Genomic DNA, 14,471 nt, shown 5'->3' with positions numbered 1-14,471 from the left:
GGAAAGCGCATTCCCGTTGCATTCGATCATGCACCATGACGCGCCGGATTGGCAAGCGCTTTCCCAAAACTTCCGGAAGACTGACATAATTTCCCTAGCGCCAGTCCCGACGCTTGCAGAAAAGGAGGGCCCCGTGGCCGCCAGCACACTCAGTGAAGTTGCCCGTTTGGCCGGGGTTTCCCTGGCCACCGCATCGAGGGTCCTCAACGGCTCGTCCCGGAAGCCCGCCGAAGACATTGCCGAACGCGTCCGCGAGGCCGCCGACAAGCTCGGCTACGTGCCCAACGCGCAGGCGCAGGCGCTGGCAAAATCGAGCTCGGGCTTGATCGGACTGGTTGTCCACGACATCGCCGATCCGTACTTCTCTGCGATCGCCCGCGGAGTACAGGAAGCTGCCCGCCAGCAGAACCGCATGGTGCTCCTGGCCAGCACCTCCGGGGCTCCTTCGGACGAGAAAGAGGCCGTGGCAGCCTTCGCCGCACGTCGGGCAGACTCAATCGTCATTGCCGGTTCGCGTTCCGTCCGGGCCGAGGACAAGCAGGGAAACATTGAACTTGCGGCGGAGTTGGACCGCTACTGCCGCAACGGCGGACACGTGGGAGTGGTGGGCCATCCGGTGGTTGGTGCGTCCACCACTGAGGGTTACCACGTGGTGAAGGTTCCCAACGAGGAACTTGCTGCCGGCCTCGCAACGGAACTGGCCGCCACTCACGACGGCGCCTTCCTGATCATCGCCGGCCCCGAAGGCCTGTACACCTCCGATGACCGTGTTCGCGGTTTCCAGCGCGGACTCGAGGACGCCGGGCGGCCAGCGGCTGAGGTGATCCGCACGGGATTCAATCGTGCCGGAGGATACGAGGCCGGGGCGGCACTTGCCGCCCGGATCAAAGCATCCAAAGAACGCCTCTGTATTTTCGCAGTCAATGACGTCATGGCCATAGGTGTCACAGCCGCCCTTCGGCCCGAGGGCGTGTGGATTCCGCGCGATGCCACCATTGCCGGATTCGACGACATCGAAACCCTGCGCGACTTCCGGCCCGCCCTGTCCACGGTGCACCTGCCGCTGGAGGACATTGGTCGTCTGGCTGCCGGAGATCCTGATACCCCTCCGGTCAGCGGCGCGGTCAAGCTCCGCCGCAGTACCGGGACTTCGGCGGCGGAAGCTCCGGTGGAATCGCAGGTATGACGCCGGTCCCGCAGCCCGCGCGCAAACAGGAGCACGGGCGGGTGCCGGCGGAGGCGCCCCGCGCACTCACGGTGATTCCCGCCGTCGAGCGTTCCATCGCAGGGACAGTCTCCACTCAGGCTGCGCCTGCCATCCTGGTGCTTCCGGGCGGAGGGTATGCAAAGCAGGCTGATCACGAGGCCGAGCCCGTGGCCGAGTGGCTTGCCTCGCTGGGCATCCACGCGTTCGTGTTGCGGTACCGGGTGGCGCCCGATCACCACCCCGCCCCGTTGGAGGACGCCAAGCGGGCCATGTTGTGGATCCGCAGCGGCGGTCATGGCCTGAACGTTGACGCATCCAGGGTGGGCGTTCTCGGGTTTTCCGCCGGCGGGCATCTTGCCGCCACGTTGGCAGTCCAGGTTCCCAGCGGCGATCCTGAACTGGACACCAACGCCGCTGCGCCGGACCTCAGCATTCTCTGCTATCCGGTGATTTCGTTCGTGGACTCGGTTCATCAGGGGTCCGTGGACAACCTGGCCGGCGCGGGCGCCCCGGCTGAGGTCCTGCGGGAGCTTTCACCAGAGCTGCATGTCACGCCGGCTACACCCCCGGCGTTCCTGTGGCATACCGCCGATGACCACTCCGTCCCCGTCGCCCATAGCTTCGCTTACGCCGGGGCGCTCAGCCGCGCCGGTGTCCCGGTGGAGCTTCATGTCTTTCCGCATGGCATTCACGGTATTGGCCTGGCCCTGGGGACGCCGGGCGCTGATCAGTGGCCGTCACTGTGTGCGTCGTGGCTCGGCCGACGGGGTTGGACCCAACTGTAGGTCTCAGTCCTCGCCCAGGGTGATGGTGTGGAGGAAAGAGGCGTCGTTGATGACGTTTTCCGGAAGATCGTCCTCGACAAATTCCAGCATGATGTCCATGTTCTTGCCGTTTCCCCGCAGGACATCGGTGACGGTCTGCCACAGCAATTTCCGGTGCCGCAGCGGAAAACGTTCGGCAACCGGCCCCCAGGAGAAGCAGTGCACACCCACTACGTGCGGGAGGACTTCATGCAAGGATTCCAGCGCCTGCTGGTCTGAAAGTCCGACGGCGGGCTGCCAGTAGGTGCCGACGGTCGGGTGGTTGACCCGGTTCAGTAACTCGAGGGTGGTTGCGGGGGAGTCCGTGAGCGTATTGCCGTGATACTCAAAGGCGATGGAGACGCCCCGGGCGGCTGCGAGATCCGCAATCCGCTGTGTGTCTTTCACTACTGCGTCCCAGTGCTCTTCGCTGGCGTCGGCCGAGCCAAGTTCTCCCGCCCACACCCGGATCCGCGGCGCACCAAGCCCTGCGGCCAGGTCCAGCGCACGGTCGAAGTCTCCGAATACGCCGCAGCGGTAGTACGAGCCGAGGGACAGGACGGCAAGCCCTGCTGCTTGGGTTGCTTCCTTGGCCTTTGCCGCGGACTCGGCATCGCTGACGTGGACATCGGTGCCCCACTCAATGCCGGCCAGGCCCGCATTCGAGGAAATTCGAACCACATCCTCAATGCCGTGGGAGCGGAGAGTCACGGAACATATGCCAGGCGTGAGGTCAGCCAGCGTGGTGAGGTCGGTCATGCTTACAGGATACCGGGAATGCGCTTACCCAGTAAGGGAAGGTCGATCCAGTATCGGCGGATAGGTTCGGTGACACCCAGGTCCGGGCTGAAACTCTCAGGCGGCCGGACGCTTTCAAGAACGCCGCCGCAGGCTTCAATGGTGCGGGCGGACGCCGTGTTGGGCTGCTTGCAGGTCACCATGACGCGTTCCATCCCCAGGGCGCGCGCTTCCTCCAAGGCGCCGTTGAGGGCAAGCTTGGCGAGTCCCCGGCCCCTGGCGCTTGGCCGGATTCCATAACCGATATTGCCTCCCACTTCGGTCAGGTACTCATTGGCCAACGAGTGCCTGAGGCTGGCGGAACCCAGATAAGAACTGCCCTCCACCACCCAGATGGTGCTCTGGTTGACCAAGCCTTCGGGAGGTTGGAATTCTTCCAAGGGCATGTGGTGCAGCAGGTTAATCCATTCCGAAAAATCGCTGCGCTGGCGGAGATCCAGGTTGTACCTCGCGGCTACGAACGCTGCCGAGCCGTCCTGGTCAAGGGTTCCCCACTCGTCCCAGCTTGCGAGCCACGAGGCATGGAAGCTTGCAGATGGCGGCATGAGCTTGGCGTCAATCATTGGGTGAGCCTACTACGGCAGTAGGTTCAGGCTTCCGATGTCTTGGCCGCTTTCGGTGTTCTGGTCGAGGGGCGGGAAGGGGTCCGTTTCCGGACCTCCCGCAACACGATCTGCTCGGGGCAAACCGTGGAAAGGAAGTCTCCCACCGACAGGGCCAGGCGCTCGCCCACGAGCGAGTAGAGAATACGGTTGGCGTCCCGCCGTTCCGTGACCAGGCCGGCCTGGCGCAGCACGCTCAAGTGTCGGGAAATGGTGGGTCCCGTGGCGTTGAATCGCGCAGCGATTTCCCCTGCGGCCAACTCGCCGTCCTTGAGGTCTTGAAGAATTTGCCGCCTGGTGGGGTGCGCCAACGCTGCGAAGATATCCGATGCTGCATCTGCCATGTTTGCAATATAGCACAATTGCTATATACAGTTTAGCTTAATTGCTAATAAGCGAAGGAGCTAGATCATGCGTGTGGCTATTACCGGCGGTACAGGCTTTGTAGGGCGTCACCTCGCAGAACGACTCAATAGGCCGGACACCGTCATCATTTCGCGGCGGACAGGGACCGCAATCACCGACGTCGACGCCTTGACGCAGGCCTTCACGGGTTGCGACGTCGTAGCCCACTGCGCGGGGATCAACCGGGAGATCGGTGACCAGACCTTCCAGCGGGTTCACGTTGAAGGCACCCGCGCAGTCATTGAAGCTGCCCGAAGGGCGGGCGTCCAAAGAATCGTCATGTTGAGCTTCCTTCGCGCCCGTTCGGATTGTGGCTCCGCCTATCACGAGACCAAATGGGCTGCCGAGGAACTCCTGCGGCAGTCCGGCATCGAGCACACGATCCTTAAAGCGGGGATGATCTACGGCAAGGGAGACCACATGGTGGACCACGTGACGCGTGCGGTGCGCAGCTTTCCGGTTTTCGCGACCGTAGGTTATCGGGAGCGGACTGTTCGACCCATACCGGTGGAAGAGGCTGTCAACACCCTGATCGCCGCCCTCGAAGGTCGCGTGCCCACCCCGACCGTCGCTGTTGTCGGAGCCGAAGAGCTTGAACTTGGAGCAGCTGTCCGCAGGATCGCCCGGATGGCGGACGGCCACCCCGTTTACGTCCGCGCCCCCATCTGGTCCATCCGCGCGCTGGCTCAGCTGACAGAATGGACCATGGTGGTTCCCCTCGTCGCAAAAGCCCAGGCGCAGATGCTCGCCGAAGGGGTCAGCGAGCCTTCGCCGTATGCGCCGTGGCTTCCCGTGGAGCTTCGTCCCAGGCTTCCTTTCGACGACGAACGCATCCGGGCCGCCGTACCGGAAGGCCGCTTCGCCCTGGACGACCTTAGGGTAGTGAGGTGGTGGAACGGGCGTAAGGGCCGCATCCGGCCAAACCGCCCAGCCCGCAGCTAGTTCGACTTGCTCAGCGTCCGTCCCATGATGGCCTGTGTGAGTGCATCGATCACTTCTGCGTTGGCCAGCGGGTTGCGGATCAGGGTGAAATCGACGTCACCTACCGGCGGCAGGCCAAACCGTTGCGTGATCACTTTCAAATCCTCGGGAACCAGCGACGCCGGCATCACGGCAACTCCAATGCCGGCCCGCACGGCCGCCAGCACCCCACTGATCTGCTTGGTGCTGCAGGTGATCCGCCACGTCCGGCCTTCGGCTTCCAAGGCATCGATGGCAAGTTTCCGGCTGAGGCTGGGCGCGGGGTAGGCGATGAGCGGCACTGGCGCCCCGGGCTCCAGCACGGTCTGTTCCACGCCCACCCAGGCGAAGTTGTCGTGGCGGACCACCGTGCCTTCCTTGGCACCGGCCACCCATTTCACGAACACCAGGTCCAGCTGCCCGGCGTTGAGCCGCTTGTACAACTGGTCGCTTTGGCTGACGGTGAGCTCGAGGTTGATCTGCGGATAGAGCTGCCGGAACTCGCGCAGGATCCGTGGGAGGCCCGTGATGGCGAGGTCGTCGGCGGTTCCGAACCGGAGACGTCCGCGCATGGCCGAACCGGAAAAGTACCGTGCCGCGGAATCATGGGCGGCCAGGATGTTTCGGGCAAAACCAGCCATGGCATCACCGTTGTCAGTGAGCCGCACTTCACGGGTATCCCGGGCGACCAGTACGCGCTTGGCGGCGGCCTCCAGCTTCCGGACGTGCTGGCTGACGGTGGGCTGGGCGAGCCCCAGCCGTTCGGCGGCTTTGGTGAAACTCAGGGTTTCCGCAACGGCCAAAAAGGAGCGGAGCTGGACGGGTTCGAACACGGAACTCCTTTAAGCGCAGGTCAGCGCACGGCCGGAGTACTGCGCCGATGCCCCTTGTCCCGCAGGCACCTCATTGCATTCCGCAATGCTAGTTATAGGCGCAATACGCTTCCATAATTGCTGCTGGCAACCATAGCGTTAAACGCATCCCACCGAAACTCTCGATCCGAGGACTACTTTTGGCACCCCCACCGCCTTCAGCGGCAAACGTCAGCCAGCCCGTCATCGATTCCCTGTCCGCCCGTCCCTTGCCGGACATAAGCCAGCCGGACCAAGGCCAGTTGGACACAAGCCAGCAGGACCCAGGCCACGCGGCCGAAAGCCGCCCCGCCGCAAGCCAGCCGGACAACGTCACCCAGCCGATCGCCGTCGTGAGCGAAAAGCTGCCCTGGCGTCATACTTTCATCTCCCTGAAGGTCCCCAACTTCAGGATCCTCGCAATCGGCCATTTCATCGCCGTGATCGCCATCTGGATGCAGCGCATCGCCCAGGACTGGATGGTGCTCCAACTCTCCGGTTCCGTGACCGCCGTCGGAATTACCGTGGCACTGCAGTTCATGCCGTCACTTTTCCTGGGACCGTGGGGCGGCATGATTGCCGACCGTTTCGCCAAGCGCAGGATCCTTATCATCTGCCAATCTGCGGCGGCGGTACTGGCCGCTGCGCTGGCGGTGCTGTCCTTGAGCGGCCTTGTCCAGGTCTGGCACGTGTACGTCATTGCCTTGGTTCTGGGCTTCGTCACGGTGCTCGACCAGCCTGCCCGGCAAGTGTTCGTCAATGAGCTGGTCGGCCCTAAGTACTTGCGGAACGCCATCAGCGTCAACTCCACCACCTTCCAATTGGGCGGCCTGATCGGGCCGGCATTGGCGGGCGTGCTCCTGACTGCCGTTGGCGCCGGCTGGGCTTTCGCCGCCAACGCAGTGGCCTGTTGCTCCACCGTGGCCATGCTGCTGATCCTCCGCAAGGACCAGTTGCACCTCAGCCAGCCCACACCCCGAAAGAAGGGGATGCTGCGCGAGGGCCTCAATTACGCCCTCAGCAAGCCCACCATTTACTGGCCTTGGCTGATGGCCGGGTTCGTGGCAGTTTTCGCAATGAGCCTTCCGGTGCTGCTGGCCGCTTTTGCGGACCACGTGTACGACGCCGGTGCCGGAGGCTACGGCCTGCTCAACGCGATGGTTGCGCTCGGTGCACTGACAGGAGCGGTGGCCTCCACCCGGCGTCGTCAACTGCGGTTGAGGTCGGTAGTGATGTCCGCCGGGTTGTACGGTTTGATGCTCTGTGTGTCATCGCTGATGCCTTCCATGGTCTGGTTCAGCGTCACCATGGTCCTAGCCGGATTCTGGTGCCTCATGTTCCTCACCGCGGCCAACCAAATGGTGCAGACCAGCTCCAACATGAGCATCCGCGGCCGCGTCATGAGCCTCTATTTGGTGGTCCTGATCGGTGGGCAGGCTATCGGCGGCCCCATGATGGGATGGCTCGCGGAGCACCTCGGCCCACACTTGGCTGTCCTCATCTCGGGCGGGGTGCCCGCCATTGCTGCTGCGGTAGTCGCCGTCGTACTGGCCCGAAAGTCATCGCTGCACCTGAAAGTGGACCTGCGCGACAGGCGCCGGGTGCTGAGGATCGTGCAGGAACCTCAGACCGCCTGAGTGCCGGCGGGATCAAAGAGCCCACGGGCCAACGGTGGAAGCGCTTTAACCGTGAACCGCTGTGACAACTGAAGAGCTGGAACAAACAGAAGAGCTGGACAACAAAAGCGCCCCCGGCAGGACCGGGGGCGCTTTTTGTTGGCCGCTGAGGTGTTTGTCGGCTCAGGCCACAGGCAGGTGCGGGTACTCCGCGGAGCGTCCCTGGAATTCAAGAACGTCCGGGTTGCGGATCACGCCGTCGCGGATTTCGATGGCACGGGAAATGGTCTCGTTGGCGTCCCACCCGGCCGGACCGGCCATCACGGTGTCCAGGAACGGCAGCAGGGCCTCACTGATTTCCCAGCTGGCCGAGTTCCAAAGGTACGACGGGCTGTGGTCCACGGCGTAGTAGTTGACGTGTCCGCCCACGCGGAACATGGGGTCGTCGAACGTGGTGGTGCGGGCCCAGCTGAACCCCATACCTTCGTCGCAGGAAACGTCCACGATCAAGCTGTCAGCCCGGAAATCCGTCAGGTCCTCCGTGCGGAGGTACGTCAGCGGGGCGTTGGGGTCCTGCAGGGTGCAATTGACCACGATGTCCGCCGCCGCCAGGAACGGCGCCAACGGTTTGCGTCCCTGGTCTGTGATGACTTCGCTGAGGAACGGAGCCTCGTTGTCGTGGTCAAATTGCACGATCCGCACTGAATGGATCGGAGATCCGACGGCGGCGACGCCCCGGTTGGTCAAAACCTGGACGTCGTGGACACCATGGGCATTCAAGGCCGTCACGGCACCGCGCGCAGTGGCGCCAAAACCGATGACGACGGCGCTGAGCCGGCGGCCGTAGTCGCCGGTGGAGCCCGTGAGCGCCAATGAATGGAGGACGGAGCAATAGCCTGCGAGTTCGTTGTTCTTATGGAACACGTGCAGGCCAAAGCCACCGTCGCCGGCCCAATGGTTCATGGCCTCGAAGGCGATGAGTGTGAGCTTCTTATCGATGGCCAGCTGGGTGATGGCCCGGTCCTGGACACAGTGCGGCCAGCCCCAGAGCGTTTGGCCATCGCGGAGCTCGGCCAGGTCCTGGGCCTGCGGTTTAGGCAGCAGGATGACATCGCTGGAGGCGATCAACTCCTCGCGTGTACCTAGTCCGCCAACCAGCGCTTCAAGCGCGGTGTCGGAGACACCAAAGCGGTCTCCATAACCACGTTCAAAGCGGAGCTGTTGGCGCAGGGCAGGATCGATGCGTTCCAGGTGCTGCGGGTGGATCGGCAGGCGACGCTCGTTCGGTTTCAGCGAGGTAGCAAGGACGCCGATGCTCAGCTGACCGTTGGGCGCCGTCACTTCTTGCTGCCGGTTGAAGGTTTTGCTGCCTCCGCGGCGGCGGAGCCGGAAGCCCGCTTATCCGCCCGTTTTTCCTTGATGGACTTGCTGGATTTCTTCGATGCGGTTTGGCGCGGTGATTTGTCGCCCATGATGGCTCCCTTAGAGCGGAGCCGAAATGGCTCCTGACTCCTGACCCTACACCTCGGCGGGGGTCACAGTGGCCGCGGTCACCCTCCCTGCCCAGGCGCCAGGCGCGCGTCCCCGGCGGGGCGAGCGTCGTCGTCGGGCCTTCCGCCCGGATACAAAAGCCCGGAACGCGAAAGCCCTGAACGCGAAAGCCCCGGGCGCAAAGCCGCGGGCACGATAACGCCCGGGACACGTGAGGCCCGGGATGTGCGGAAGCCCGGAGCGCAAAAGCTCCCGGCCACGAAAAAGCCCCGGATCCTGGGATCCGGGGCTTTCCTTGAGCGGGCGACGGGAATCGAACCCGCGTATCGAGCTTGGGAAGCTAGCGCTCTACCATTGAGCTACGCCCGCGCTGCCCGGGAGAAATTCGCCCGAGCGAGTCCTAGCTTAGCGCAGTTGAGGGGCAGCTCATGACAAGCGCGTCGGCCGCCTACTTGAACAGTTTCAGTCCGTTCCATCCGGAACCCACCTGGCGGTACGTTGTCCACTGGCCCCGGCCCAGGCCGTAGTTGTAGAGGTTGCCGTCGGCAGTCTGTGCCGTGATGCCGCGGGTGCCCGCGCCGGTCAGCCCGAAGCTCGGGGCCAGCACCCGCATGTACTGCCAGCCCGTGCCCACGGTAGTGGCCGGCCCATAGAAGCCTGCCCAACCGTCGCCCCGGTAGTTGATGAGGGCCCCGGAGCCCGTCCTTGCCAGGATGTCGTTGGCGCCATCGCCTTCCCAATCGGCGATGGTCAACTCCATGCCGTTCCAGCCCTTCCCGATGATCTGCGGAGCGCTCAGCGCGCCACCAAAGGTGTTGGGGTAATAGCGCAGGACGCCGTCCGGGAAATAGCCGACGACGCCGGGCCGGCCATGCGCGTGCGTCCACTTACCCACGGTGATGGTCATGCGCTCCCAGCCTCCGTTGCCCACCACTACCTGGTTGGCGAACCCGCCGCCCGGAAGGCCCCGATAGACCCCGAGGACGCCGTTGTTCCATTGCGCCAGGAGATCGTAGACGCCATCAATGTCCCAATCCACCACGAAAGCCTGCTTCAACCCGGTCCAACCCGAACCGATCTGGACGGCGCCTGCATAGCCGCCGGCCGCCGTCGCGGGGTAGCGCAAAAGGCGGCCGGAAGAGTCTGCGGCCACCAGGTCCGCGCCGGACTTGATGCTGGCCGCGGCTGCGGTGTTGCCCGCGAAATAGTGCTCCAACGTGGGGAACCCGCGCCGGTTCATGTCGGTGGCCAGGTCTACGCCCACGTAGCGCAGATGCCAGGGCTCGTAGCTGTACCCGGTGGTGCCCGTGTAGCCGTTGGGGTAGCGGACAATGAAACCGTACTTGTGGGCGTTGGCCGCCACCCACTTGCCCGCGGCTGTATCGCCGAAGCAAGTGCTGAGCCCACAACTGCCGGCAGCGTTGCCGATGTCCATGGCGAGGCCAGTCTGGTGCTCGCTGTAGCCGGGCCGGGCCGAAATGGTATCCGCATAGGCCTGGCCGTAGGCGTTGACGTAGCCCCAGTAAACCTGGGTTTGGGTGGCGTAGGAACGGTAGCCGCTGACGATCGACAACCCGCCGGTACCTGCGTCAGCGGCCCCTTGGAACAAGCCGTTGAGCCAGGCGGCAGCTTCCGCCCGCATGTACTGGCCCGAGCCGCGTGCGTTAATAAGGTCCGACGGCGCGTAGCTCGCCGGATTCAGCGGCCGCGACTTGTTGACCAGGACCGAAAAGCTGGCTGGATCCCCGATGGGATCCACGCTCGGCAACGGATTGACAGTTGTGGGGACTGCTGTCTTCGCCGGGGTGCTTGCAAGCGGTGGTGCCGCTGTTGCCGGAACCGCTGTGACAACCCCACCAGCCACCGCGACGGCGAGGAAAACAGCGCACGCGGCCACCCGGCGTCGTGCCTTTGAAGCGAAAGTTTGTTGTTTCAGAACCCGCATAATGCCCCCACATCGGTTTAAGCCAGCCTCGGGAACTCTACCCCGTAGCGCCTTGCCCTGTCAGTGGTCACTTTATGAAGGCGCCAGATAACCATTCGGTCAAGGCTCGACCTTTATGTGTGCCCGTTCATGGTCCGCTGACTATTCTGAAGGTGTTAGCTGCTGCGTATGGGGAACCGGGCTAAGACATTCGAACCGTACGCGAAAGAGGTTTCCATGGCATTTGCAGACTACGAAGTGGTGATCAGCCGGGACGCCATGACCGTCTACGGATTCCTCATGGACGGCATGAACAACTCCCTCTGGCGCTCCGGAATCCGCAGCATCTCGCTCCGTTCCGGCATCCGTGGCCAAAAAGGCGCGCTCTACCAGCAGACCCTCAACGGACCCGGTGGCCGGCCCATCGCCGCCGATTTCCAGATCACCGAGGCCAGGCCGGGAGCGGAAGTGCGGTTCGCCGTCGTCGCAGGTCCCGCCCGGCCCACCGGCGGCTACTACCTCAGCACTGAAGGCCAAACAACGCGGCTGCGGTTCGCCCTCGAATACCACCCCAAGGGCCTCCGGAAGCTCATGAACGGCATGATCCAGAAAACCATGGAAAGTGAAGTCGCCCAGCTGGAGCAGCTCAAGACCGTGATGGAGTCCCGCTCGGTGGTGTGAGCGGTTCCGTTGTTGCCCGGCTGTTGGGCGGTGTTGCCCGCCCGGGCTGGGTGTTGGGCGGTGTTGCCCGCCCGGGCTACCGGGTGTTGGGCGGTGTTGCCCGCCCGGGCTACCGGGTGTTGGGCGGCTTGGGTGTTGGGTGGCTATTGGGCGAGCTTGTAGCCGCTCCACCCGCCACCCACGGCGACCGGCGTCGTCAGCCTTCCCGAGGTGAGGTCCCAGTACTCCAGTACCCCGTTGGTACCCAGTCCCGCGATGCCGGTGGTGTTCGCTCCCGTTACGCCCTTCAGTGAACGCAGACCCGAGTAGTCCGTCCACGCAGCACCCACCACAGGCCGCGCTTCCTGCTTGGGCGTAGCAAGGCCGGTGCCCCGGTACAGGCGCAGGGAACCGTTGGGCTCAACGGTCAGGAGATCCTGGAAGCCATCCGCGTTGTAATCAACCATGCTGAGCCGGATTGCCTTGTTGCCCGTGCCGATCGCTGCCTGGGAACGGATGTACGTCATCCCCGCGTTCTTGTATAACCAGAGACCGCCCGAAGCGTCCATGGCCACAATTTGCGGAAGCCTGTTGTTGGCACACCAGTTGCCCACGGATATGTTCAGGGACTGCCATCCGTGGCCCAAAACCCCTGGAGAGCCGAAGCCGCCCGTCTGCCTGCCCGGATACACCAGCAGTGCTCCGTCGGTGCGTTGGGAAATGAGGTCGAAGACGCCGTCCCGGTCCCAGTCACTGACGAACAGTTCCTTGAGCCCGGTGAAACCAATGCCGATCTTGCGGGCCGCGCCGTACTTCGCATTCCCCAAGGAAGGGTAGGAATACACGGTTCCGTCCGCCGCGATGGAGACGAGGTCGGCTGCACTCCTGATGGATGCGTTGCTGAGGTTCAGCGTGGGCGGCTGGTACTTATCCCCGGGCTGGCACGCTCCAATGGGATCCGCGGGGGGAGTGACAGTTCCGCCCGGTGACGTAGTGGTTCCGGCCGGGAGCGTGGTGTATCCGAAGAAATTCACTACACCCCAGAGCGTGTAGCGGTTCGGCGTGGTCTGCCAGTTACCGTCCGTGTACGTAATGCCGATGCCCATGACGTTGAACCGGGGATCCCGCAGCAGGGCATCGTGCCCCGGAGAACCCTTCCACCACTCCACCAGTTGCGCAGCATCGCGGTCCCAGCGGACTGCGATGACCTCACCGGCACCATTGTTGGGGCTTAGCGCCCGCGGGTCTGTCCAGAAATTGGGTCGGTGCTGGATCACTTCCCGTGTTGCGATGTTGTTCGACCACTCCTGGGCCAGGCCCGCCACTGTGGCGTGATACTTCACCGGCGCCAGCCCCAGCGACGCCCGGTAGCTGTTGATCGCGTTGAATACCGTCAGGATCGCGGCGGAATTGCTGTCCGGGAGCAGGGCCAGGGCACCGTTGTCCGGGTTGCTTTCACCGCTGGGGGATTTGCCGGGAAAGGGGGTGGTTGATGGTTCCTGCGTTGGTGTTTGCGTCAGCGTGGGGGCAGGTGTGGCGCTGTCTGTTGGTGTCTCGCTGGGCGCTGGTGTTGTCGAAGCCGGTCCCGACGGCGAAGCCGTGGGAGTTGCCGTTGGGGTTGCCGTCCGAGTGGGGGACGGTGTGGGCGACGTCGGACTGACAGACGGCGTGGGCTCTGGTGTTGGTGTTGGTGTTGGTGTCTGGGTCGCCGTCGGTGCCGCTGAGCCGGAGGTAGAAGCCGTGGGGACGGGGCCCATGGCCGGCGCTGTCGGCGTCGGAAGTGCCGAGGATGACGACGGCGATGGTTCAGCAGGACTGGAAACCACAGGATCGCTTGGGGCCGGGTTCTCCGGGCCTTCCGTTGACGGACCATCAGGACCCCATGAAGGTCCGATGTTCGGCACCGGCGGTGGCGTCTCAATGACCGGGTCCACGGCAATGGGCCTGGTGGGTACGCTGCTGGGGGATCCTTCCTCCGGGGTGGGAAGAGAGGCGGGGTCGGAGGCCTCCCCGGTGGCGGGGGCGTCGACGGAAGGTGAGGCGTCCGGCGTCGTACTTGACTCAGGTGCCGTTAAACCAGACTCGACGCTGGCAGAGGGGGTGGTGCTGCCGCCGGGACCTGCGTTCGTAGCTGGAAGGATCTGGCTGGAGGCCGCCACGCCAAGGGCCAGCGCCCCGGCCAGCACAATGGAAGCCGGCACTGCCAGTTTTTTCACAATTACCCCGCGAATGCTCGTTGCCCCCAGGTACGGGCGCGGCTCTACATGTCCGGGAACTATAGTCCCACGAGGCCGCCCGGACAATGCATGGGGACTTGGACGCATGGGGTATTTTTGATGCTGTGCTGATCTCTGACCGCGACATACGTGCCGAAATAGACTCCCAACGGATTGTTCTTGAGCCGTACGACCCCGCGATGGTGCAGCCGTCTTCCGTGGACGTCCGGATCGACCGGTTCTTCCGGCTGTTCGACAACCACAAATATGCCCACATCGACCCCGCCGAGGAACAGCCCGAGCTGACCCGGTTGGTTGAAGTTGAAGGCGACGAACCCTTCATCCTGCACCCCGGCGAGTTCGTCCTGGGCTCCACGTATGAAACGGTCAGCCTCGCCGACGACATCGCTGCCCGCCTTGAAGGCAAATCCTCACTGGGCCGGCTCGGACTGCTCACGCACTCCACTGCAGGCTTCATCGACCCCGGATTCTCGGGCCACGTGACGTTGGAACTGTCCAACGTGGCAACCCTGCCCATCAAGCTATGGCCCGGCATGAAGATCGGCCAGTTGTGCTTCTTCCGGCTGACGTCATCAGCAGAACACCCCTACGGTTCCGGTGAATACGGCAACCGGTACCAGGGCCAGCGCGGCCCCACCGCCAGCCGCAGCCACCAGAACTTCCACCGGACGTCCATCTAACCCCCTCCCCGCGAGGGGTTAGCTTTCGGCACTTTGGTGGGTGTCATCCCCTGCGAGGGGTTAGTTCTCGGCGCTTTGGTGGGTGTCATTCCTCGCGAGGGGTTAGTTCTCGGCACTTTGGTGGGTGTCATCCCCTGCGAGGGGTTAGTTCTCGGCACTTTGAGTGGGTTTTTCAGTTGAGATCCCGCCCCTCGATGGGATGTGTTTGCGGGTAACTTCTGCCTTACGGAGTCCAGG

General features: G+C 63.9%; 14 protein-coding genes and 1 tRNA gene. 6 read left to right on the top strand and 9 right to left on the bottom strand.

The window, feature by feature from the left end; translation table 11 throughout:
- Positions 1-133 precede the first annotated feature (133 nt).
- Together BLQ01_RS14075 and BLQ01_RS14070 are read left to right on the top strand one after the other, a co-directional pair.
- Positions 134-1,186, top strand: coding sequence for a LacI family DNA-binding transcriptional regulator (locus tag BLQ01_RS14075; protein ID WP_091552394.1), 1,053 nt, complete (start codon positions 134-136; stop codon positions 1,184-1,186).
- Positions 1,183-1,992, top strand: coding sequence for an alpha/beta hydrolase (locus tag BLQ01_RS14070; protein ID WP_091552393.1), 810 nt, complete (start codon positions 1,183-1,185; stop codon positions 1,990-1,992). The genes BLQ01_RS14075 and BLQ01_RS14070 overlap by 4 nt, the downstream gene beginning before the upstream one ends.
- 3 nt (positions 1,993-1,995) lie before the next feature.
- Here BLQ01_RS14070 and BLQ01_RS14065 read toward each other — a convergent pair whose 3' ends face one another.
- Genes BLQ01_RS14065 through BLQ01_RS14055 form a run of 3 tightly spaced genes read right to left on the bottom strand, consistent with a single transcriptional unit; the run spans position 1,996 to position 3,754 of the window.
- Positions 1,996-2,769, bottom strand: coding sequence for a sugar phosphate isomerase/epimerase family protein (locus BLQ01_RS14065; protein WP_091552391.1), 774 nt, complete (start codon positions 2,767-2,769; stop codon positions 1,996-1,998).
- 2 nt (positions 2,770-2,771) lie between these two features.
- Positions 2,772-3,371: a GNAT family N-acetyltransferase gene (locus tag BLQ01_RS14060; RefSeq protein WP_091552390.1), complete on the bottom strand. Its 600-nt coding sequence runs from the start codon at positions 3,369-3,371 to the stop codon at positions 2,772-2,774.
- Positions 3,372-3,397: 26 nt separating this feature from the next.
- The gene (locus BLQ01_RS14055; RefSeq protein WP_026543320.1) at positions 3,398-3,754 is read right to left on the bottom strand and encodes a metalloregulator ArsR/SmtB family transcription factor; all 357 of its coding nucleotides are present in this window, start codon (positions 3,752-3,754) and stop codon (positions 3,398-3,400) included.
- 67 nt (positions 3,755-3,821) lie between these two features.
- Between BLQ01_RS14055 and BLQ01_RS14050 the strand changes: the two genes are divergently transcribed.
- A complete protein-coding gene (locus BLQ01_RS14050) occupies positions 3,822-4,757 on the top strand; it encodes an SDR family oxidoreductase (RefSeq protein ID WP_091552388.1) in 936 nt (311 codons plus the stop codon).
- On the opposite strand, the gene BLQ01_RS14045 is transcribed toward BLQ01_RS14050, so the two are convergent.
- Entirely contained in the window at positions 4,754-5,608 is an 855-nt protein-coding gene (locus BLQ01_RS14045) for a LysR substrate-binding domain-containing protein (RefSeq protein ID WP_026543322.1), read from the bottom strand. The genes BLQ01_RS14050 and BLQ01_RS14045 overlap by 4 nt on opposite strands.
- A gap of 179 nt (positions 5,609-5,787) precedes the next feature.
- Here BLQ01_RS14045 and BLQ01_RS14040 point away from each other — a divergent pair, with 179 nt between their 5' ends.
- Positions 5,788-7,263, top strand: coding sequence for an MFS transporter (locus BLQ01_RS14040; protein ID WP_139183496.1), 1,476 nt, complete (start codon positions 5,788-5,790; stop codon positions 7,261-7,263).
- 162 nt (positions 7,264-7,425) lie between these two features.
- On the opposite strand, the gene BLQ01_RS14035 is transcribed toward BLQ01_RS14040, so the two are convergent.
- From BLQ01_RS14035 to BLQ01_RS14025, 4 genes are all read right to left on the bottom strand, one after another.
- A complete protein-coding gene (locus tag BLQ01_RS14035) occupies positions 7,426-8,583 on the bottom strand; it encodes a N(5)-(carboxyethyl)ornithine synthase (protein WP_091552386.1) in 1,158 nt (385 codons plus the stop codon).
- Complete coding sequence (locus BLQ01_RS22800; RefSeq protein ID WP_263422074.1) at positions 8,580-8,714, bottom strand: hypothetical protein; 135 nt, start codon at positions 8,712-8,714, stop codon at positions 8,580-8,582. The genes BLQ01_RS14035 and BLQ01_RS22800 overlap by 4 nt, the downstream gene beginning before the upstream one ends.
- Before the next feature lie 317 nt (positions 8,715-9,031).
- Positions 9,032-9,102: transfer RNA gene (locus BLQ01_RS14030), tRNA-Gly, on the bottom strand.
- Between the two features lie 79 nt (positions 9,103-9,181).
- A complete protein-coding gene (locus tag BLQ01_RS14025) occupies positions 9,182-10,678 on the bottom strand; it encodes a M15 family metallopeptidase (RefSeq protein WP_026543325.1) in 1,497 nt (498 codons plus the stop codon).
- Between the two features lie 216 nt (positions 10,679-10,894).
- On the opposite strand from BLQ01_RS14025, the gene BLQ01_RS14020 reads away from it, so the two are divergent.
- Positions 10,895-11,338: an SRPBCC family protein gene (locus BLQ01_RS14020; RefSeq protein ID WP_026543326.1), complete on the top strand. Its 444-nt coding sequence runs from the start codon at positions 10,895-10,897 to the stop codon at positions 11,336-11,338.
- Between the two features lie 143 nt (positions 11,339-11,481).
- On the opposite strand, the gene BLQ01_RS22660 is transcribed toward BLQ01_RS14020, so the two are convergent.
- Positions 11,482-13,518, bottom strand: coding sequence for a CAP domain-containing protein (locus BLQ01_RS22660; RefSeq protein WP_254779448.1), 2,037 nt, complete (start codon positions 13,516-13,518; stop codon positions 11,482-11,484).
- A gap of 140 nt (positions 13,519-13,658) precedes the next feature.
- Here BLQ01_RS22660 and dcd point away from each other — a divergent pair, with 140 nt between their 5' ends.
- Positions 13,659-14,234 carry a dCTP deaminase gene (dcd, locus tag BLQ01_RS14005; RefSeq protein WP_011776299.1) on the top strand — a complete coding sequence of 192 codons (576 nt, stop codon included), beginning with the start codon at positions 13,659-13,661 and terminating at the stop codon, positions 14,232-14,234.
- Positions 14,235-14,471: the final 237 nt, after the last annotated feature.

The sequence above is a fragment of the Arthrobacter sp. UNCCL28 genome (genome assembly GCF_900102805.1).
Classification (GTDB): Bacteria; Actinomycetota; Actinomycetes; order Actinomycetales; family Micrococcaceae; genus Arthrobacter; species Arthrobacter nicotinovorans_A.
This window is presented reverse-complemented; position numbering and strand designations above follow the sequence as displayed.

What these genes read in the sequence shown, in the direction of transcription:
- BLQ01_RS14070 (WP_091552393.1), top strand. Translation starts at nt 1,183, where the DNA reads ATGACGCCGGTCCCGCAGCCCGCGCGCAAACAGGAGCACGGGCGGGTG.
- BLQ01_RS14065 (WP_091552391.1), bottom strand. Translation starts at nt 2,769, where the DNA reads ATGACCGACCTCACCACGCTGGCTGACCTCACGCCTGGCATATGTTCC.
- BLQ01_RS14060 (WP_091552390.1), bottom strand. Translation starts at nt 3,371, where the DNA reads ATGATTGACGCCAAGCTCATGCCGCCATCTGCAAGCTTCCATGCCTCG.
- BLQ01_RS14055 (WP_026543320.1), bottom strand. Translation starts at nt 3,754, where the DNA reads ATGGCAGATGCAGCATCGGATATCTTCGCAGCGTTGGCGCACCCCACC.
- BLQ01_RS14050 (WP_091552388.1), top strand. Translation starts at nt 3,822, where the DNA reads ATGCGTGTGGCTATTACCGGCGGTACAGGCTTTGTAGGGCGTCACCTC.
- BLQ01_RS22800 (WP_263422074.1), bottom strand. Translation starts at nt 8,714, where the DNA reads ATGGGCGACAAATCACCGCGCCAAACCGCATCGAAGAAATCCAGCAAG.
- BLQ01_RS14025 (WP_026543325.1), bottom strand. Translation starts at nt 10,678, where the DNA reads ATGCGGGTTCTGAAACAACAAACTTTCGCTTCAAAGGCACGACGCCGG.
- BLQ01_RS14020 (WP_026543326.1), top strand. Translation starts at nt 10,895, where the DNA reads ATGGCATTTGCAGACTACGAAGTGGTGATCAGCCGGGACGCCATGACC.